Origin of the sequence: Pseudoduganella albidiflava (genome assembly GCF_004322755.1) — a bacterium.
GTDB classification, from domain to species: Bacteria; Pseudomonadota; Gammaproteobacteria; order Burkholderiales; family Burkholderiaceae_D; genus Rugamonas; species Rugamonas albidiflava.
Genome location: NZ_CP036401.1, coordinates 6,556,667 through 6,576,091 on the forward strand (window position 1 = coordinate 6,556,667; position 19,425 = coordinate 6,576,091).

The following is a 19,425-nucleotide window of genomic DNA, read 5'->3' on the forward strand; positions in this document are numbered from 1 at the left end:
TGCGTTGTGCGGTGCTTGCAGGACGATAGGACAGGTCAGAACGCACCAGGGGAGAAGGAACCGGCCAGAAGAACAAGGGGCACCGCCGGGGTGCCCCTTGCCGGCCGTCAGGCCGCGTGCGGTGCCACGGCCGGCGCGGGTGTCGCCGCGCGGGGTGGCGTGTGATACGCCGCCAGCAGCGCGGCCTCCTTCTGCTTCGCCGCCTTCAGGTGACGCTCCTTCACGTGGCCATAGCCGCGGATGTCTTCCGGAATGCGCGCGATGGCCACCGCCGTATCGAGGTTTTCCTTCGCCAGCGTCGGCAGCAGCGCCAGCACGCGATCGCGATACTCGCCGATCAGCGCCCGCTCCATCTTCCGTTCCGCCGTGTAGCCGAACACGTCGAGCGGGGTGCCGCGCAAGCCCTTCAGCTTGGCCAGCACGCCGAAGGCGCTGCGCATCCACGGACCGAACTGCTGCTTGACGAGGTGCCCATCCTTGTCCTTCTTCGCCAGCAGCGGCGGCGCCAGATGGAACTTCACCGTGTATTCGCCTTCGAACATGCCTTCGATCTTCTGGCGGAACGCCGGATCCGTGTGCAGGCGGGCGACTTCGTACTCGTCCTTGTAGGCCATCAGCTTGTACAGGTAGCGCGCCACCGCTTCCGTCAACCGCTTCGTGCCCAGCGGTTCCTCGGCGCGCCGTACCTGGTCGATGAAGTCCGTGTACTGGCGGGCGTACGCCGCGTTCTGGTACGCCGTCAATAGTTCCACGCGGCGGGCAACCAGCTCGTCCAGCGATTGCGTGCGCTTGAATTCGATCACCTGCGCAGGCAACGCCATTTTCGACACGGCCGCCAGGTCGTGCGCGGCGTAGCGGCCCCAGTTGAAGGCGGCCTTGTTGAAGGCCACCGACACGCCGTTCAACTCGATCGCCTTCATCAGCGATGCTTCCGACAAGGGCACGTGGCCTTTCTGGAAGCAGTAGCCCAGCATGAACATGTTGGTGGCGATCGCGTCGCCCATCAGCGAGGTGGCGATATGGCCGGCATCGAGGAAGTCGACACGGTCTTCGCCACAGGCGCGCACGATTTCCGCCCGCGAGCTGCTGCCGGGGAATTGCCAGTCCGGGTTCTTCACGAAGGCCGCCGTGGTCGCGCCGGTGGAATTGATCGCGGCCCAGGTGCGGCCCTCGCCCATCCGGGACAAGGCATCGCGGCTGGCGGTGACGATCTGGTCGCAGCCGATCACGAGGTCGGCGCTGCCGGTGCCCACGCGCGTCGAGTGCAGGTCCGCCTGCCGGTCGGCCAGCCGCACGTGCGACATTACCGGTCCGCCCTTCTGCGCCAGGCCGCTCATGTCCAGCACCACGGCACCCTTGTTTTCCACGTGCGCCGCTACCGCCAGGATCTGACCGACGGTGACGACACCGGTGCCGCCGATGCCGGTGACGAGGATGCCGTAGGGCTGCGCGGTCGATGGCAGCACCGGTGCCGGCAAGGCGGGGACCTCGCCGCCAGCGGCGGCCTTCTTCGGCTTTTTCAGCTGGCCGCCTTCCACCGTTACGAACGACGGGCAGAAGCCGGACACGCACGAGTAATCCTTGTTGCAGCTCGACTGGTTGATCTGGCGCTTGCGCCCCAGTTCCGTTTCCAGCGGCTCCACGGACAGGCAGTTCGACTGCACCGAGCAGTCGCCGCAGCCTTCGCACACGGCTTCGTTGATGACCACGCGCTTGGCCGGGTCCGGGTATTCGTTGCGCTTGCGGCGGCGCCGTTTCTCGGAGGCGCAGGTCTGGTCATAGATCATGGCCGAGACGCCGGGCTTGTTGCGCAGTTCCTTCTGCACGTCCATCAGCTCCGAACGGTGGCGCACCGTCACGCCGGGCGCCCATGCGTAATCGTCGGGGTACTTGTCCGGATCGTCGGTGACGACGATGATCGGCGTGACGCCCTCGGCGGCGATCTGCCGCGAGATCATGCCCGGATCGAGCGGACCGTCGAAGGCCTGGCCGCCTGTCATGGCCACCGCGTCGTTGAACAGGATCTTGTAGGTGATGTTGACCTTGGCCGCCACCGCTGCCCTGATCGCCAGGATGCCCGAGTGGAAATAGGTGCCGTCGCCCAGGTTGGTGAACACGTGCTGCTCGTTCGTGAACGGCGCCTGCCCGACCCACGTCACGCCCTCCGCGCCCATGTGCGTGAAGGTCGACGTTTCCCGGTCCATCCACAGCACCATGTAGTGGCAGCCGATACCGGCCAGCGCGCGCGAACCTTCGGGCACCTTGGTGGACGAATTGTGCGGGCAGCCGGAACAGAAATACGGCGTGCGGTCGGTCTCGGGATTGGCCTTGGCGGGCACGTTCTTCAGCACCAGTTCCTTCGCTTCCAGGAAGGCGATGCGTTCCTGGACACGCTTCGCCACCGGATGGCCGGCGCAGTAGTGCGAAATGCGGCTGGCGATCGCGCGGGCGATCTGCGCCGGGTTCAGCTCATAGGTGGCCGGCAGCAGCCAGTCGCCGTGGCCGCTGCGGTGCTGGTTCGACCATTCCCCCGTGTCGTCGAACTTGCCGACCACGCGCGGGCGCTGGCCATCGGGCAGGTTGTACAGCTCTTCCTTCAGCGCGTATTCGAGGATCTGGCGCTTTTCTTCCACCACCAGGATCTCGTCCAGCCCGCGCGCGAATTCATGCACGCCATCGGCCTCCAGCGGCCACGTCATGCCGACCTTGTAGAGGCGGATGCCGATGTCGGCGGCAGCCTGTTCGTCGATGCCCAGGTCGGCCAGCGCCTGCCGCGTGTCGAGATACGATTTGCCGGCGGTGATGATGCCGATCTTCGGCCGCGGGCTGTCCCAGATGATCTTGTTGAGTTTATTGGCGCGGCAGTACGCGAGGGCCGCGTACCACTTGTAGCTGTTCATCCGCACTTCCTGGTCCAGCACCGCGTCCGGCCAGCGGATGTTCAGGCCGCCCGGCGGCAGCTCGAAGTCGTCCGGCATGGCGATCTGCACGCGGTCCGGATCGAAGTCGATGACGGCGCCGGACTCGATGATGTCCGTCACGCACTTCATCGCCACCCACAGGCCCGTGTAGCGGCTCATGGCCCAGCCATGCAGGCCATAGTCGAGGTACTCCTGCACCGAGGACGGATACAGCACGGGAATGCCGCACGCGGCCAGGATATGGTCCGACTGGTGCGCGGTGGACGAGGATTTCGCCGCGTGGTCGTCGCCGGCCAGAACCAGCACGCCGCCGTGCTTCGAGCTGCCGGCATTGTTGGCGTGCTTGAACACGTCGCCGCAGCGGTCCACGCCGGGGCCCTTGCCGTACCACATGCTGAACACGCCGTCGTATTTGGCATCCTGGAACAGGTTGGTCTGCTGGGTGCCCCAGACCGCGGTGGCGGCGAGGTCTTCGTTCATGCCGGGGTGGAACTTGACGTGGTGCGCTTCCAGGTATTTTTTCGCCTTCACCGCCGTCTGGTCGATCGACGTGACGGGCGAACCGCGATAGCCGGTGATGTAGCCGGCGGTATTCAGGCCGGCCTTCAGGTCGCGTTCGCGCTGCAGCATCGGCAGGCGGATCAGCGCCTGCGTGCCGGTGAGGAACGCGCTGCCGCGCTCCAGCGTCCATTTGTCTTCGAGGGTGATGTCCTCTTTGCCTAGCTCCGTACCCTTGTGAGGTGCGTTCATGGGTTTGTCTCCAATATGTGCTGCTGAAAGCTTCCAGCCGGCGCGCCCTCTGGCGGGGCGCTGCCGGCTGTGCTGTGGTGGTCCTGCTGCTTACGCCGTTGCCGTCGGTTTATCCTCCAGCACGCCGCGGCGAATCTGGTCGAGCTCGATCGATTCGAACAGCGCGCGGAAATTGCCTTCGCCAAAGCCCTGGTCGCCCTTGCGCTGGATGATCTCGAAGAAGATCGGGCCGATCACGTTCTGCGTGAAGATCTGCAGCAGCAATTCGCGTTGCTGTTCACTTGAGGCCTGCCCGTCGATCAGGATGCGCAGTCGGCGCAGCTCTTCCAGGTTCTCGCCGTGGTTCGGCAAGCGCCGGTTGACCAGTTCGTAATACGTTTCGATCGTATCCTGGAAAGCGATTCCGCTGTCGCGCATTCCCTGGATCGAGCGGTAGATGTCGTCGGTACCGAGCGCGATGTGCTGGATGCCTTCGCCGTGGTATTCGTTCAGGTACTCGGCGATCTGCGACTTGTCGTCCGACGATTCGTTGATCGGGATGCGGATCTTGCCGCACGGCGAAGTCATGGCCTTCGACTTCAGGCCCGTGTGCTTGCCGGTGATGTCGAAGTAGCGGATCTCGCGGAAATTGAACAGGCGCTCATAGAAGCCGGCCCACTCGGCCATCCGGCCACGGTAGACGTTGTGCGTCAGGTGGTCGATATAGGTCAGGCCGTTGCCCACCGGGTTCGGGTCCACGCCCGGGATCGCCACGAAATCGGCGTCGTAGATGCTGATGTCGCCGATGCTGCCGGGCGCCTGGCCCTTGGCGGTATTCTTGCCGCGCCAGCGGTCGACCAGGTACAGCAGCGAATCGCCGACGCCCTTGATGGCGGGGATGTTCAGTTCCATCGGGCCGGTCTTGTTGTCGAAGCCCCAGGCGCCCATTTCCAGCGCCTTGTTGTAGACGTAGGCCGCATCGTCGACGCGGATCGCGATCGCGCACACGGAGGGGCCGTGCTGGCGGGCGAAGCGCTGGGCAAACGAGTGCTCTTCGGCGTTGATGATGAAGTTGATCTCGCCCTGGCGGTACAGCGTGACATCCTTGGTGCGGTGGCGGGCGATGGCCGTGAATCCCATGTTCTCGAACAGCTGGCCGAGCGCTTTCGGATCGGGCGCGGCGAACTCGACGAATTCGAATCCGTCGGTCCCCATCGGGTTCTCCCAGGGCGTGAATTGCATGTGCGTCTCCTTTTATCGAATAGCGAAAAGTATAGGCTTCGCGGGGGAGAATTAAATTGCAAAGATTTCCCATCGGCGCATGTTTTGAGCAATAATATTGCGTTATCAGGCATGCCACGAGGAGATTATGACCAAGATCACACTGGACAAGACAGACCGTAAAATCCTATCGATCCTGCAGGAAGATGGCCGCCTGTCGAACCAGGACGTGGCCGAGCAGGTCAGCCTGTCGCCCTCGCCCTGCCTGCGCCGCATCAAGCGGTTGGAAGAGGAAGGCGTGATCCGCCAGTACGTGGCGCTGCTCGATCCGGACAAGATCGGCCTGGGCCTGCTGGCCTATGTCAACGTGCGGCTGGAAAAGCACAGCGATGCCGCCGCGGTGGCGCACAGCACGGCCCGCGCGCTCGGTGCGCTGCCGGGTACCGTCTCGCCGCGCGAGGATTTCGCCGTGGCCGTGGAAGGCTGGCCGGAAGTGGTGGCGTGTTATGCGATGACGGGGGAAATGGACTACCTGCTGCGCGTGCACGTGGAAGACATGGACCACTTTTCGCGCTTCATGATGGCCACGCTGTTGCGGCATCCGGCCGTGCTGGACGTGAAGTCCAGCTTTGCGCTGCAACGCATCAAGGACACGACGGCGCTGCCGCTGGTCTGACGGCGGCCGCGCGGTGCGCGGAGTTTTCTTTTCGTCATCATCGCTTCATATTCCTTTGCTAGTGTCTGGCGCGTTCATCCAGACCAGCAAAGGACAACGTGAATTCGCCGATCATCCGCCATGCCGTACGCGCGGCCATGCTGGCCCTCGCCAGCGCTCCCCTGCTCGCACAGGAAAACGTCCAGCCGCCGCCAGCGACAGAACAGGCGGCGGATGCTCCCCATGATGTCGTGATCGTGACCGGCCGCGCCGGTGCCGGTACCCGCACCAAATCGAAGGCCAGCTATTCGATCACCACGATCGACGAGGACGCGCTGCGAATGCAGGCCCCCACGTCGGTGACGGAAGCGCTGAAATCGGTCCCCGGGTTCTGGGTCGAAGCTTCCGGCGGCGAAGCATCGGGCAATATTCGCGCTCGCGGTATTCCTGTCGATGGCTTCGGTTCGGTCACGCTGCTGGAAGACGGCATTCCGGTGCAGCACGATCCTTCGCTGGGCTACCTGAATGCCGACCAGGCATTCCGCCTCGACGAGACGATCGAACGCATCGAGGTCGTGCGCGGCGGCCCGTCGTCGGTGTTCTACACGAACGCGCCGGCCGGTGCGATCAACTTCCGTACGCGCGAGATCGGCGACACGGCGAGCGGCATCGTCAAGGTCGGCGCCGGCAATTTCGGCATGCGGCGCGTCGACTTCTGGGCCGGCACGCCACTCGGCAATGGCTGGAAAGGCGGTATCGGCGGCTTTTACCGCATCGACGACGGCATCCGCTCGCCCGGCTATCGCGCCAATGATGGTGGCCAGGTGCGCGTGCGACTGACGCGCATGCTCGACGGCGGCCGCATCGCCCTGGACTTCAAGCACCTGGACGACAAGGTGGCGCTGTTCCTCGGCATTCCGATGCGCACTTACCCGGATGGCGATATCGCGGCGATTCCCGGCTTCGACGGCAACCGCGGCACCGTGGCCGGGCCGCAGACCAGGGTGGTCGACATGCGGATGGGGAACGGCGCCACCTACCGTTTCGACAACGGCGAAGGCACGCACGTCAAGCGCAAGCAGTTCACCGTCGCGCTCGAGAAGGAACTGGGCGGCTGGAAGCTGGCCGAATCGCTGCGCCATTCCAGCACGGACACGCAGCGCAACGGCGTGTTCCCGAACCAGTTGCTGTCCAGCGAAGCCTTCCTGCGGCAATCGCAAGGCTTGCTGGCGCGCGTGCCGGGTGCCACGCGGCTGGCGCTGCGGCGCGTCGACGCGCCAGGGACGGATTACGCGGATCCGAACGGCCTGCTGCTGGTCGGCGGGCTGCGCGGCGTGACGATGCCGCTGGAGGAAACCGTCAACGACCTGCGCCTGTCCCGCAAGTTCGCCGCCGGCACGCAAACGCACGACGTCACCCTTGGCTACTATTTTGCCCGCTTCACGCAGGGATTCGACCGTTATTCGTCGACCGTGCTGCTTGGCGCGCAAAGCCAGGCGCCGTTGCTGGACCTGGCCGGCCTCGACGCCGCCGGCCGCGTGGCCGGCACGATTACCGAGCGCGGCATCTACAATTACGGGTACGAATGGGAGCACGCGCGCGGCAAGTCGCGCACGCACGCGCTGTACCTGTCGGACGAATGGCAGGTCGACGAGCGCCTGCGCATCGATGGCGGCGTGCGCTGGGAAAAGGTGAATACGCGCGGCTGGACCGAGCGCGGTGCCAACGTCGATCTGGGCAAGTTCGCCACCTCGAAGATACGCACCGGTACCGGCGTGCTGGATTACTACGACAACGACTTCGACAAGATGGGCTGGACGCTCGGCGCGAACTGGCAACTGGCGCGCACGTCGGGCGTGTTCGGCCGGTGGACCAAGGCGTTCCGCCTGCCGAACCTGTCGTCCTACATTACCTCGCCGGCCGCGGTGCCGGTGATCCAGACGATGGACCTGGGCGAGCTGGGCTACAAGTACAGCAGCGCGATGCTGGAACTGTATCCCACCCTGTTCTATTCGAAGTACGACAACGTGGCGTACACGAACAACGTGTTTTCGATCGATAACGCGACATCGCGCCCACAGACCGGCTACGCATCGTCGCGTACCTTCGGCCTGGAGCTGGAAGGCCGGCTGTTCCCCAGCAGCCTGGTCGACCTGGGCTTCAACCTGACATTGCAGGATCCCGAGTACCGAGACCTGCGCTATACGGACCGGGTCAACAACCTGCCGGTGCCGCGCGACTACTCGGGCAATGCGTTGATCCGCGTGCCGAAAGTGAGCGCCCGGCTGGTGCCCGGCGTGAACCTGCTGGGCGACAAGCTGCGCCTGCAACTGGCGTACGAATACCAGGGCAAGCGCTACGTGGACTCGGCCAACACCGTGGTCTTGCCCAAGTACCACATGCTGAATTTCTCGGCGCGCTGGCAGGCCACGCCGGCGGTCGAGGCATTCCTGTACGTGGACAACGTGGAGAATTCGCAGGGCCTCACCGAAGGCAACCCGCGCGCCGGCGAACTGGCCAGCGCCGATGCCGGTGCCAACACGTTCATTGCCCGCCCGCTGCTGGGCCGCACCGTGCGCGCGGCACTGAAGTATGCGTTTTGAGCGGCTTGCCGGACTGGCCATCCTGCTGTGCGGCCTGCTGGAGCAGGCGGCCGCCCAGTCCACCGACCTGGTGTTGCACGGACGCCTGACCGGTACCGACCACCAGACCTACCGGGAAGTGCCGTTCGCGGTACCGCCCGGTGTCGACCGCGTGACCGTCACGTTCGACTACACGGGCAGGGAACAGCGCAGCGTGATCGACCTGGGCCTGATCGGCCCGGACGGCATGCCGCGCGGCTGGAGCGGGGGCAACAAGCGCACCTTCACGGTCGGTACCGTCGACGCCACGCCTTCCTACCTGGCGGTGCCGGCGCTGGCCGGGCAATGGGCGCTGCTGCTCGGCATTCCCAACATGCGCGCCAATGCCACCGCCGACTACACGGCGACAGTGACGTTCTCGCGCGGGCAGGCCTCGGATGACGCGGCGCTGGCCACCGGCGCACGCTGGTACCGCGGCGACCTGCACAGCCACACGGGGCACTCCGATGGCAGTTGCCGCAACCGCGGCGGTTCGGCCAGCGTGCCGTGCCCGCCGTTCGTTCTGGCGCAAGCCGCGGCGGCGCGCCGGCTGGACTTCCTGGCCGTCACTGAACACAACACCGTGTCGCATGCGCAGGCGCTGGGCGAACTGCAACCGTATTTCGATACGCTGCTGTTGATGCCCGGCCGCGAGATCACCACTTTTCATGGCCATGCCAACCTGTTCGGCACGCTGGCGCCGCTGGATTTCCGCCGCGGCTGGGATACGGTATTGAAGGATGCGCAGGCACTGCGTGGCCTGGTGTCGATCAACCACCCGGTGCGCCCGTCCGGCGAAGACTGCATGGGCTGCGGCTGGGACACGCGGACCGACATGGCGTTGGTGCAGGCGATCGAAGCCGTCAATGGCAAGGATGCCGGCACCCGCTGGTCCGGCATCCCCTTCTGGGAGGCGCAACTCGACCGGGGCTACCGGATCACGGCGATCGGTGGCAGCGACAGCCACCGGCCGGACGAGAGCCCGCCCGGAATACCGGCCACCGTCGTGCATGCGGCGGCGTTGTCGCAGTCGGCGATCCTGGACGGTATCCGAAAGGGCCACGTCTTCGTCGACATCGAAGGCTCGCCCGACCGGCTGCTGGACGTGCGTGCGGAAGCGAACGGCAACACCGCGATGATGGGCGATGCGCTCGATGCGCCGGCCGGCACGGCGGTACGGTTCCGCGTGCGAACGGCGGGGGTGGCGGGAGCGCGGCTGCGTATCGTCGACAACGGCAGGGAAATCACGCCGCTGGCGGACCCCACGGTGCGTGACGTGGATAGCGTATTCACGCTGGCCGGCGACGGCAGGCCGCACTGGGTGCGCGTCGACGTAATCGCTGCCGCGGGGCACCTTCTGCTGCTGGGGAATCCGGTTTACCTGAATGCGCGCCGGTAAGCCGGCATCGATGCCGCGCTATTCCTTCTTGCCGCGCCCCGGCAGCATGTCCCACAGCTTGGCGGCGCGCCGCACATTGGCTTTCAGCGCGTAGTCGATGGTGGCCAGCTGTTCCTGCATCGCTTCCTGCAGCACGCTGGCCGGATCGGCCGGGCCCAGCTTCAGGTAGGCATCGGCCTCGCCATAGTCGCGGTGGATTTCCATGCCGGCCTTCTTCGCGATGTGGATCATGATCTGGTTCGACGACAGGCAATGCATGGTCAGCGTGTCGACGTCGTGGTTACGGCAGACGATCGCGGCGCGCTCGAACAGCTTCGAACCGATGCCCAGCCCGCGCGCCGATTTCAATACCGACACGCCGAATTCGGCCACGCGGTCCTTGTCCGTGGCGCCGTGCTGTTCCGGCTGCCGTTCCGCGAATCCCAGGTGCCCCACCGCGACGAGACGGAACACGCGGTTGTAGACCCCGAACACGATGTCGCGGTCGAAGTCGATGCCCTCGACATACTTCGCCACCTGCTCGTCGGTGATGGGCGAACCGAAGCGCAGCAGGCGGTCGCGCCCTTCGATCTGCAGGAAATGCTTCAGCATGCGGCGCCGGTCCCGTTCGCGCAATTCCTTGACGGGAATGGTCGGCCGCGGTTCGGGGCGGCCCAGCCATTTGTGCAGCGGATTGCGGAACAGGTTCAAGCGCGCCATCAGCGTGCTCCCGCGCCGCCTGGCGTGTGCGCCGCCGGCTGATTCGTCTCGTTCCGCTCGTTCGTCCCGTTCGCCTCGTCCACCTCATCCCGCTCGTCGGGCCGGGCCAGCGCTTCGCGCACCGCGCGCACCCGGGCTTCCCGCACCAGCTCGGGAATACGCTCCGGCTGTTCCGTGCAGGCCTGGGCGATTTCGCCGGCGTTGACGCCACGCGCGGCGGCCAATGCCCGCTCCAGGTAGTCGCGCTGCGGGAATGGCGCGTCGCGGAACGAGCCGCCGGGGCCTTCCCGGCCGCGCGCATCGCATTCGGACACTTGCAGCAACTGCAGGAAGCGGGCCGGCTTGCGGAACGCATCGCTGCGTTCGAACAGCTTCACGATGGTGTTGCAGCGCAGTTCCAGCGCGCGTGCCACGTTGCCGTGCTCGCGCGCGCCCAGCACCGCCAGGTCGCGGCACTCGGTCGGCACCTTCAGCCGCGCGCACACGTCCTTCACCAGCGTGGCGCCGAGGCCTTCATGGCCATGGTGGGCCGGCCATTGATCCGCCGGCGTGGCGCCCTTGCCCAGGTCGTGCAGCAGCGCCGCGAAACGTACCGGCAAGTCGCAACACTGCCGCGCCGCGTAATCGACCACCTGTTCCAGGTGGATGCCGGTATCGACTTCCGGATGCCATTTCTCGGGCTGGGGCACGCCCCACAGGCGGTCTAGTTCCGGCACGATGCGCGCCAGCGCGCCGCAGTCGCGCAATACCTGCAGCATGCGCGACGGCCGCTGCTCCATCAGGCCGCGCGACAGTTCCTGCCACACGCGCTCGGGCACCAGCGCATCGACTTCGCCTTCGTCGACCATGCGGCGCATCAGGGCATTGGTTTCCGGCGCCACCGTGAAATCGGTGAAGCGGGCGGCAAAGCGGGCCACGCGCAGGATGCGCACCGGGTCTTCGGCAAACGCGTCCGACACATGGCGGAACAGGCGGCGGGCGATGTCGCCGCGGCCATCGAACGGATCGGTCAGCGTGCCATCGGCGGCGCGGGCGATCGCGTTGATCGTCAGGTCGCGGCGCACCAGGTCCTGCTCCAGCGTCACGTCCGGCGCGGTGTGGAAGACGAAACCCTTGTAGCCGGGCGCGGTCTTGCGCTCGGTGCGGGCCAGCGCATATTCCTCGTGGGTTTCCGGGTGCAGGAATACGGGGAAATCCTTGCCGACGGCGCGGAAGCCCTGCCCCACCATCTGTTCCGGCGTGGCGCCGACAACGACGTGGTCATGGTCCTTGACGGGCAGTCCCAGCAGTTCATCGCGGACGGCACCGCCAACCACATAGGTCTTCATTCCTGCTCCAGGCTCCCTGCCGCGCTTTCGCCCGCTTCGGCATGCGCCTCCTCGATCCAGCGCGCCACGGCCGGGTGCCGGGTGATCCGTTCGCAGTAGGCCGACAGCGCCGGCGGCAATGCCACGTCATAGGTATTGAAGCGGGTGACGACCGGGGCGAAGAACGCGTCCGCCAGGGAAAAATCGCCGAACAGGAATTCGTTGTGGCCGAAGCGGCAAAGGCATTCTTCCCAGATTTCGCTGACGCGGCCGATGTCGGCCTGCGTTTCCGGCGTGCGGCCCTGGCCGCGCAGGCTGGCGCTGATATTCATCGGCATGTTGCTGCGCAGGCCCGCGAAGCTCGAGTGCATTTCGGCGCAGATCGAGCGCGCGGTGGCGCGCGCCGCCACGTCCTGCGGCCACAGGTGCTTGTCGGGGAATTGCTCGGCCAGGTACTCGCAGATCGCCAAACTGTCCCAGATCGTGATGTCGCCGGCCAGCAGCACGGGCACGCGGCCGCTGTGCGTGTAGCGGGCGATGGTGCCGGAGGTTTCCGGGCGGTCCAGCTTCACGCGCACTTCGGTGAACGGGATGTTGAAGGCGGTCATGGCCACCCACGGCCGCATCGACCACGAAGACAGGTTCTTGTTGCCGATGACGAGCGTGAGGCCGGGCTGGCGCGCGGCGGCGAGGGTGTTGCTCAGTGTAGGGTCGAGTTCGATCGTTTGCATGAAGGTGGAAAATGCGGTGGCAAATGCGGTGGAGGATGCGGGAAAGTAGGCGAGCGCGCCGGAATCAGCGGCTCGAAAAACTGGTCTGCTGCGGTTCCTGGCCGCGCGGGTCCGGCTCGCGCATGTCCTTCTCGCTGTAGCCCTTCGGCGTGACGACACCCAGCCGCGCCTTCATCGATTGCGGCCGCCCTTCGAACAGCGCCGCGTAATAGGTGGCATTGGTCATCACGTTCTTCACATAGCCGCGCGTTTCGGAGTACGGAATCGATTCGATGAACACGGTGGCATCCATCGGCTTGTCCAGCTTCGAGCGCCATGAGCGCAGCCGGCCGGGACCGGCGTTGTACGCGGCGGTGGCCAGTACCTGCGAACCGTCCATGCTGCCCAGGACCATGTTCATGTAGTTGGCGCCCAGCAGGATGTTGGTGCGCACGTCCGTCAGCATGTCCTGCACGAAATTCGTCAGGCCGATCTTGTTGGCCACCCAGCGCCCGGTGGAAGGCATTACCTGCATCAGGCCCGACGCCCCCGCGCTCGACTGCGCGTTCATCACGAAACGCGACTCCTGCCGGATCAGGCCGTAGACCCAGGCGCGGTCGAGGCCCAGGGTATTCGTGGTGGGGCGCATGATTTCATCGTGCGGTGCCGGGTAGCGGTGCGTGTAGTCGGCCAGCGCGCGGGTGCGCTCGGACGTGTACACCATGCGGTCGAGAATATGGTGCTGGCGCGCATACTCGGCAGCGGCGATCAGCTCGCGGTCGGACAGGTGCCGCACTTCCCAGTTCCACTCGCGCAGGCCTTCGAAACGCAGGCGCATGTCGAAGAATTTCAGGGCGCGGCGGATACCCGGGTTGGTGGCGATCGCGGCGATTTCCTGCGCCGTCACCGGCGCGCCGGGCGCCGGGATGGTGACCGTGCGGCCCAGTTCCTCGGCGGCCAGCAGGCCGTAGTAATCCTCGCGGTCGGCAATGCTCTGGTACAGGAACTGCGCCTCGGGCGTCATGCGGCCGCCGGCCAGCGCCACGAACGTGCGCGCCTGCCAGTACACCCAGGTGGGATCCTGCCGCAGTTGTGCCGGCATGGCCGCGAGGTAGTCGCGCACCAGTTGCCAGTTGCCGTCGCGCAGCGCATAGCGGGTGCGCCACTGGTGCTGGTCGATCGATAGCGGCGCCCCATTGGCGCGGCGCCAGTAGCCGGACGTTTCCGGGTCCACCGCATACGATGCCGGCAGGGCGATATTGGCCCAGCCGATCGCCTGCTCCTGCGGCGTCAGCCTCGGCAATGCTTTCTCGAGCGCCAGCACCGAAAGCTTGACACTGGTGCGGGCGGCCCGGCCCAGCGCGACCAGGAACACTTCGCGGTCGGCCTTCGTGTCGCCGACGCCTTTTGCCAGCACCACGGCAGGAACGTCGATCGCCTGGGCGATCTTCTTGTCCGAGCCATTGAGCAGCATGATCGTGCGGCGTGCCGGGCCGGTGGCTTTCGTTTCACCGGCAAGGCGCACCTGCGCCCACAGGTCTTCCTGGCTGAACTGGCCGGTCTGCGCGAGCGACGCGATCAGCGCGCTGCAGCCCTCGCCGTAATACGGCGGATAGATCAGCAGCGTGCGGGCGTCCGTGGCCACGTTCTCGCCTTTCGACAGGCGCGACAGCAAGGCATAGCACTTGACCTGGGTATCGTCCTTCAGCACGAACAGCGGATACTGCTGGTCGAACAGGGCCCATTCGCGCTTGCGGCCCAGTTCCAGCAGCCAGTCGTTGCGCAGGCGGTCGGCAATCGCCGTGCCTTCGTAGCGCTGCAGGAAAGCCAGGATCTCGGCCGAGGTGGCGGCCGTGAAATGGGATTTCAGCCGATAATAATCAACGTAGGACGGAATGGCATAGTCGCTCAGCCGTGCCGCATAGAACTCGGCCTTGGTGGCGTCGTTGCGGCGCACCGAGTCGCGCAGCAGCAGGAACGCATCGTCCTCCTTGCGGCTGTCGCCCAGGTCTTGCGGGATGGCGAGGGGCGTGATGGCGCAGGAAATCGCGAGCAGTGCGCCGGCTATCCATTTCGACGGGGAAATCAAGATACGACTCTCAAAAAGTGACATGACCAGCGACCCTAGAATAACACGCCTGACTGAAGGGCTACCACCCGCCAGCGTACAGACGGCCGCGGCGGAAAAGGCTACGTTGCGCAAGCAATTGCTGGCTGAACGGCGCAACTTGCCGGCCGATACCCGCGCGCAGTGGGATGCCGACCTCTGCCGGCACATCGTGCAGTGGTGGCATGAAGCAAGAGTGGACACGCTGGGCGTCTACTGGCCGCTGCGCGACGAACCCGACCTGCACCCCGCCTATGCCGAACTGGCGCGGCTGGGCGTGCGCCTGCTGTTGCCGGTCGTGCTGAAGCGCGATGCGCCGCTGGACTTCGCGGCCTGGCAGATCGGCGAGCCGCTGGTGAAGGATGCGATGGGCATCGCGGTGCCGGCCGACTTGCGGATCGCGCCCTGCCCGCCGGCCCTGCTGGTCCCCTGCCTGGGCTTCAACGCGCAAGGCTACCGGCTGGGCTATGGCGGCGGCTTCTACGATCGCACGCTGGAGAAGGCGCCGCGGCCGGCGACGGTGGGCATCGCCTATTCCTGCCTCGCCGCCGAGTTCGGCAGCGACGGCCACGACATCGCGCTGGACCGTATCATCACCGAAGCGGGATGAATGTTGCTTCAAAAATGGGGACGTACACCTAATGCCGCTTCGATAAGCCCACCCCCAGTGCAAATTCCGGGGTCAGACCCGGCGGGTCTGACCCCAGCCCTTCGCTGTTGGGGTGAATGCATGCGCTTCCAATGTGTCGGGTAACGCTTAACTTAACAGCACTAGGGCCCGCCCCTATATTACTTGACCAGCCGCTGCCACAGGGCCGTCGTGGCGGCGGCCTGGTTCATGCTGTAGAAGTGCAGGCCTGGGGCGCCGCCGGCGAGCAGGCGCTCGCACAGGGACGTCACCACGTCCAGGCCGAAGGCCTTGATCGACGCGGTATCGTCGCCGAAGCTGGCCAGTTTCAGGCGCACCCAGCGGGGGATCTCCGCGCCGCACATGTCGGAGAAGCGCATCAGCTGCGTGTAGTTGGTGATCGGCATGATGCCAGCCACGATCGGCACGGTGACGCCGGCCTTGTGCGCGGCGTCGACGAACTGGAAGTAGGCGTCGGCGTTGTAGAAATACTGCGTGATCGCGGCATCGGCGCCCGCATCCACCTTGCGCACGAAGGCATCGAGATCCGATTGCGGCGATTTCGCCTGCGGATGCACTTCCGGGTAGGCCGCCACTTCGATGTGGAACCAGTCGCCCGTCTCGGCGCGGATGAATTCCACCAGCTCGTTGGCATAGCGGAATTCGCCGGCCGCGCCGTAGCCGCTGGGCAGGTCGCCGCGCAGCGCGACGACGCGCTTGATGCCATGCGACTTGTATTCGTTCAGGATGGCGCGGATCGATTCGCGCGTGCCCCCCACGCAGGACAGGTGCGGCGCGGCCTGCTCGCCGGCGCCCATGATGTCGAGCACGGTTTCCAGCGTGCCGCGCTGGGTGGTGCCGCCGGCGCCGAACGTGACGGAAAAATACTTCGGGTGCAATTCGGAGAGCTTGGCGCGCGTGGCGCGCAGCTTTTCCGCGCCTTCCGCCGTCTTGGGCGGGAAAAATTCGATACTAAAATTGTGGTCAGCCATCGGCGTCTTTCAACAACAGTGTGGAGAGGGCCCAGGAAATCACGCTGTACAGCAATGCGCCGCCGACCGCCGCCCAGAAGCTCGTCACGGTGAAGCCGTTCACGAATTGCGCCACCAGCCAGAATGTGAAGCCGTTGACGATAAAGATGAACAGGCCCAGCGACAGCACCGTTACGGGCAAGGTCAGCAGGAGCAGCAATGGACGGATCAGCGTGTTCACCAGCCCGAGGATGAGCGCCGCGATCAGGGCTGCGCCGACGCTCGTGACGTCGACGGAATGCATCAGGTAAGGCACTGCGAACAGGGCCGCGGCATTGATAAACCAGGTCAAGACCAGACGCATAGGGAATACAAGCCTCAAGCGGAAATAACGAAATAGCGAAACAGCGAAATACGGTGGAACCAGCGCTGAAAAGCGGCTAACAATCGGCAAAAAAAGGCCGGCTCGCGCCGGCCTTCGTACCGATCAATAGCGGTAGTGTTCCGGCTTGTACGGACCTTCGACCTTGACGTTGATGTAGGCGGCTTGCTCTGCCGTCAGCTCGGTCAGCTGCGCGTTCAGCTTCTTCAGCTGCAGGCGCGCGACCTTCTCGTCCAGGTGCTTCGGCAGCGTGTAGACGCCGACCGGGTACTTGTCCTTGTGCAGGAACAGTTCGATCTGGGCGATGGTCTGGTTCGCGAACGACGAGCTCATCACGTACGACGGGTGGCCCGTGCCGCAACCCAGGTTGACCAGGCGGCCTTCGGCCAGCAGGATGATGCGCTTGCCATCAGGGAAGATCACGTGGTCCACCTGCGGCTTGATGTTTTCCCACTGATACTTCTTCAGCGCGGCAACGTCGATCTCGTTGTCGAAGTGGCCGATGTTGCAGACGATCGCCTGGTCCTTCATCTTCAGCATGTGCTGTTCGGTGAGGATGTGGTAATTGCCGGTGCAGGTGACGAAGATGTCGCCGTGTTCGGCCGCGTAGTCCATCGTCACGACGCGGTAGCCTTCCATCGCGGCCTGCAGCGCGCAGATCGGATCGATCTCGGTGACCCACACCTGGGCCGACAGGGCACGCATGGCCTGCGCCGAACCCTTGCCCACGTCGCCATAGCCGGCGATGACGGCGATCTTGCCGGCGATCATCACGTCGGTGGCGCGCTTGATGCCGTCCACCAGCGATTCACGGCAGCCGTACAGGTTGTCGAACTTCGACTTGGTCACGGAATCGTTGACGTTGATGGCCGGGAAGGCCAGCTTGCCTTCCTTGTGCATCTGGTACAGGCGGTGCACGCCGGTGGTGGTTTCTTCCGTCACGCCCAGGATCTGCGGCAGGCGCTTGGAGTACCACGTGGCATCCTTCGCCAGGCGGGCCTTGATCGAGTTGAACAGGCAGATTTCTTCTTCCGAACCCGGATTGTCCAGCACCGAGGCATCCTTCTCGGCGCGCGCGCCCAGGTGCAGCAGCAGCGTGGCGTCGCCGCCATCGTCCAGGATCATGTTCGAGTACACGCCTTCGCCCGGCCATTCGAAGATGCGGTGGGTGTAGTCCCAGTATTCGTCCAGCGTTTCGCCCTTGACGGCGAAGACCGGCGTGCCGGCCGCGGCGATGGCGGCGGCGGCGTGGTCCTGGGTCGAGTAGATGTTGCACGAAGCCCAGCGCACTTGCGCGCCCAGCGCTTCCAGCGTGCGGATCAGCACGGCGGTCTGGATCGTCATGTGCAGCGAGCCGGTGATGCGCGCGCCCTTCAGGGGCTGGGCAGCAGCGAACTCTTCCTGGATCGCCATCAGGCCAGGCATTTCCGTTTCGGCGATCTTGATTTCCTTCTCGCCCCACGCGGCCAGGCCGATGTCGGCAATGATGTAATCCTGGGAATCTTTGAGTACGGCGTTCATCACGCCTCCTTTCATGTTGAAAAAAGTTGACGTGAGCGCGGTTGCAGAAGTGTCCGAGCCTGGCGGATTCGAATGATCCGTCGCAACGCTCCTCGGAGAACAGGCATTCTATAACAAAAAACCGGTGATCACGGCATGCATGCCGTGACCTCCGTTTTTTTTGTTGCTGCGGTGATGACGCTAGCCGCCAGCGGCGGCTTGTCGAGCAGCTTTCAGGACAGGCCGGCGGCGGCGCGCAGGGCGGCGGCCTTGTCGGTGCGTTCCCAGCTGAATTCCGGCTCTTCGCGGCCGAAGTGGCCATACGCGGCGGTCTTGCGGTAGATCGGACGCAGCAGGTCCAGCATCTGCACGATGCCTTTCGGGCGCAGGTCGAAGTGCTCATGCACCAGTTCGGCGATCTTCTCGTCAGGGATCACGCCGGTGCCTTCGGTATAGACGGTGATATTGATGGGACGGGCGATGCCGATCGCATACGACACCTGCACCTGGCACTGCCGCGCCAGGCCGGCGGCGACGACGTTCTTGGCGACGTAGCGGGCCGCGTAGGCGGCCGAGCGGTCGACCTTCGACGGATCCTTGCCGGAGAAGGCGCCGCCGCCGTGCGGCGCGGCCCCGCCGTAGGTGTCGACGATGATCTTGCGGCCGGTCAGGCCGCAGTCGCCCTGCGGGCCGCCGATGACGAAGCGGCCGGTCGGGTTGACCAGGTATTTCGTGTCTTTCAGCCATTCCTTCGGCAGCACCGGGCGGATGATCTCTTCGATCACCGCTTCCTCGATCTGCTTGTGCTGCATTTCCGGCGCGTGCTGGGTCGACAGCACGACCGTGTCCACGGCCACCGGGCGGCCGTTCACGTAGCGCAGCGTGACCTGCGACTTGGCATCCGGGCGCAGCCACGGCAGGCGGCCATCCTTGCGCAGCTGCGACTGGCGCTCGACCAGGCGGTGCGAGTAGTAGATCGCGGCCGGCATCAGTTCCGGCGTTTCATCGCAGGCGTAGCCGAACATCAGGCCCTGGTCGCCAGCGCCCTGGTCGAGGTCGATGCCCGCACCTTCGTCGACACCCTGGGCGATGTCCGGCGACTGCTTGTCGTAGGCCACCAGCACGGCACAGCCGCGGTAGTCGATGCCGTAGTCGGTGTTGTCGTAGCCGATGCTTTTGATGGTTTCCCGGGCGACCTGAATATAATCCACGTTCGCGTGGGTGGTGATTTCACCGGCCAGCACGACGAGGCCGGTATTGCACAGCGTCTCGGCGGCCACGCGGGCAGTGGGATCCTGGGCCAGGATGGCGTCGAGGATGGCGTCGGAGATCTGGTCCGCGACCTTGTCGGGGTGGCCTTCGGAAACGGATTCGGACGTGAAGAGGTAATCGATGGAAGACATCGCAAGCTCCTGTATAAGTGTCTGTGACTCGAGTTGAAAAAATCTGTCGCAACAACCCATACGGCTTGCGACGCTTTAGCGATATTTTTATCCCGCCTCGCAAGTTGTCTGTTAACTCGGCGGTCACTGCTGCGTGGTATTTTACGCTTCTTCAAAAATTTTTGCGCAGGCA

At 65.1% G+C, this 19,425-nt stretch carries 14 protein-coding genes and 1 riboswitch; of the genes, 4 read left to right on the plus strand and 10 right to left on the minus strand.

The window, feature by feature from the left end; all coding sequences use genetic code 11:
• Nucleotides 1–107: 107 nt before the first annotated feature.
• Together EYF70_RS27155 and hppD are read right to left on the minus strand one after the other, a co-directional pair.
• Nucleotides 108–3,671, minus strand: a complete 3,564-nt coding sequence (locus EYF70_RS27155) for an indolepyruvate ferredoxin oxidoreductase family protein (RefSeq protein WP_131148147.1) — start codon at nucleotides 3,669–3,671, stop codon at nucleotides 108–110.
• A gap of 90 nt (nucleotides 3,672–3,761) precedes the next feature.
• Nucleotides 3,762–4,892, minus strand: coding sequence for a 4-hydroxyphenylpyruvate dioxygenase (hppD, locus tag EYF70_RS27160; RefSeq protein ID WP_131148148.1), 1,131 nt, complete (start codon nucleotides 4,890–4,892; stop codon nucleotides 3,762–3,764).
• Between the two features lie 127 nt (nucleotides 4,893–5,019).
• Between hppD and EYF70_RS27165 the strand changes: the two genes are divergently transcribed.
• The 3 genes from EYF70_RS27165 to EYF70_RS27175 all read left to right on the plus strand — a co-directional run bounded on the left by EYF70_RS27165 (nucleotide 5,020) and on the right by EYF70_RS27175 (nucleotide 9,546).
• Nucleotides 5,020–5,547 (plus strand): Lrp/AsnC family transcriptional regulator, encoded by a 528-nt coding sequence (locus tag EYF70_RS27165; protein ID WP_130186612.1) that lies wholly within the window; start codon nucleotides 5,020–5,022, stop codon nucleotides 5,545–5,547.
• Between the two features lie 98 nt (nucleotides 5,548–5,645).
• Nucleotides 5,646–8,129, plus strand: a complete 2,484-nt coding sequence (locus EYF70_RS27170) for a TonB-dependent receptor (RefSeq protein ID WP_218943732.1) — start codon at nucleotides 5,646–5,648, stop codon at nucleotides 8,127–8,129.
• Complete coding sequence (locus tag EYF70_RS27175; protein WP_131148149.1) at nucleotides 8,119–9,546, plus strand: CehA/McbA family metallohydrolase; 1,428 nt, start codon at nucleotides 8,119–8,121, stop codon at nucleotides 9,544–9,546. Before EYF70_RS27170 ends, EYF70_RS27175 begins: the two co-directional genes overlap by 11 nt.
• Before the next feature lie 18 nt (nucleotides 9,547–9,564).
• Here the strand turns inward: EYF70_RS27175 and EYF70_RS27180 are convergent, their stop codons facing one another.
• From EYF70_RS27180 to EYF70_RS27195, 4 genes are all read right to left on the minus strand, one after another.
• Entirely contained in the window at nucleotides 9,565–10,245 is a 681-nt protein-coding gene (locus EYF70_RS27180) for a GNAT family N-acetyltransferase (RefSeq protein ID WP_131148150.1), read from the minus strand.
• Nucleotides 10,245–11,573: a multifunctional CCA addition/repair protein gene (locus tag EYF70_RS27185; protein WP_131148151.1), complete on the minus strand. Its 1,329-nt coding sequence runs from the start codon at nucleotides 11,571–11,573 to the stop codon at nucleotides 10,245–10,247. Before EYF70_RS27185 ends, EYF70_RS27180 begins: the two co-directional genes overlap by 1 nt.
• Nucleotides 11,570–12,283, minus strand: a complete 714-nt coding sequence (locus EYF70_RS27190) for a glutathione S-transferase family protein (RefSeq protein ID WP_131148152.1) — start codon at nucleotides 12,281–12,283, stop codon at nucleotides 11,570–11,572. Before EYF70_RS27190 ends, EYF70_RS27185 begins: the two co-directional genes overlap by 4 nt.
• 64 nt (nucleotides 12,284–12,347) lie before the next feature.
• Nucleotides 12,348–14,351 (minus strand): lytic transglycosylase domain-containing protein, encoded by a 2,004-nt coding sequence (locus EYF70_RS27195; protein ID WP_131148153.1) that lies wholly within the window; start codon nucleotides 14,349–14,351, stop codon nucleotides 12,348–12,350.
• A 106-nt stretch (nucleotides 14,352–14,457) separates the two neighbouring features.
• On the opposite strand from EYF70_RS27195, the gene EYF70_RS27200 reads away from it, so the two are divergent.
• Nucleotides 14,458–14,979, plus strand: a complete 522-nt coding sequence (locus EYF70_RS27200; protein WP_229420585.1) for a 5-formyltetrahydrofolate cyclo-ligase — start codon at nucleotides 14,458–14,460, stop codon at nucleotides 14,977–14,979.
• A 179-nt stretch (nucleotides 14,980–15,158) separates the two neighbouring features.
• On the opposite strand, the gene metF is transcribed toward EYF70_RS27200, so the two are convergent.
• From metF to metK, 4 genes are all read right to left on the minus strand, one after another.
• On the minus strand, nucleotides 15,159–15,989 hold the full coding sequence (gene metF, locus EYF70_RS27205; protein WP_131148155.1) for a methylenetetrahydrofolate reductase [NAD(P)H]: 831 nt from the start codon (nucleotides 15,987–15,989) through the stop codon (nucleotides 15,159–15,161).
• Nucleotides 15,982–16,332 carry a phage holin family protein gene (locus EYF70_RS27210; RefSeq protein WP_131148156.1) on the minus strand — a complete coding sequence of 117 codons (351 nt, stop codon included), beginning with the start codon at nucleotides 16,330–16,332 and terminating at the stop codon, nucleotides 15,982–15,984. Before EYF70_RS27210 ends, metF begins: the two co-directional genes overlap by 8 nt.
• 123 nt (nucleotides 16,333–16,455) lie before the next feature.
• Nucleotides 16,456–17,871, minus strand: a complete 1,416-nt coding sequence (gene ahcY, locus EYF70_RS27215; protein WP_131148157.1) for an adenosylhomocysteinase — start codon at nucleotides 17,869–17,871, stop codon at nucleotides 16,456–16,458.
• A 26-nt stretch (nucleotides 17,872–17,897) separates the two neighbouring features.
• A riboswitch (S-adenosyl-L-homocysteine riboswitch) is annotated at nucleotides 17,898–17,971 on the minus strand.
• A 112-nt stretch (nucleotides 17,972–18,083) separates the two neighbouring features.
• Nucleotides 18,084–19,253, minus strand: a complete 1,170-nt coding sequence (gene metK, locus EYF70_RS27220; RefSeq protein WP_131148158.1) for a methionine adenosyltransferase — start codon at nucleotides 19,251–19,253, stop codon at nucleotides 18,084–18,086.
• Between the last annotated feature and the right edge of the window lie 172 nt (nucleotides 19,254–19,425).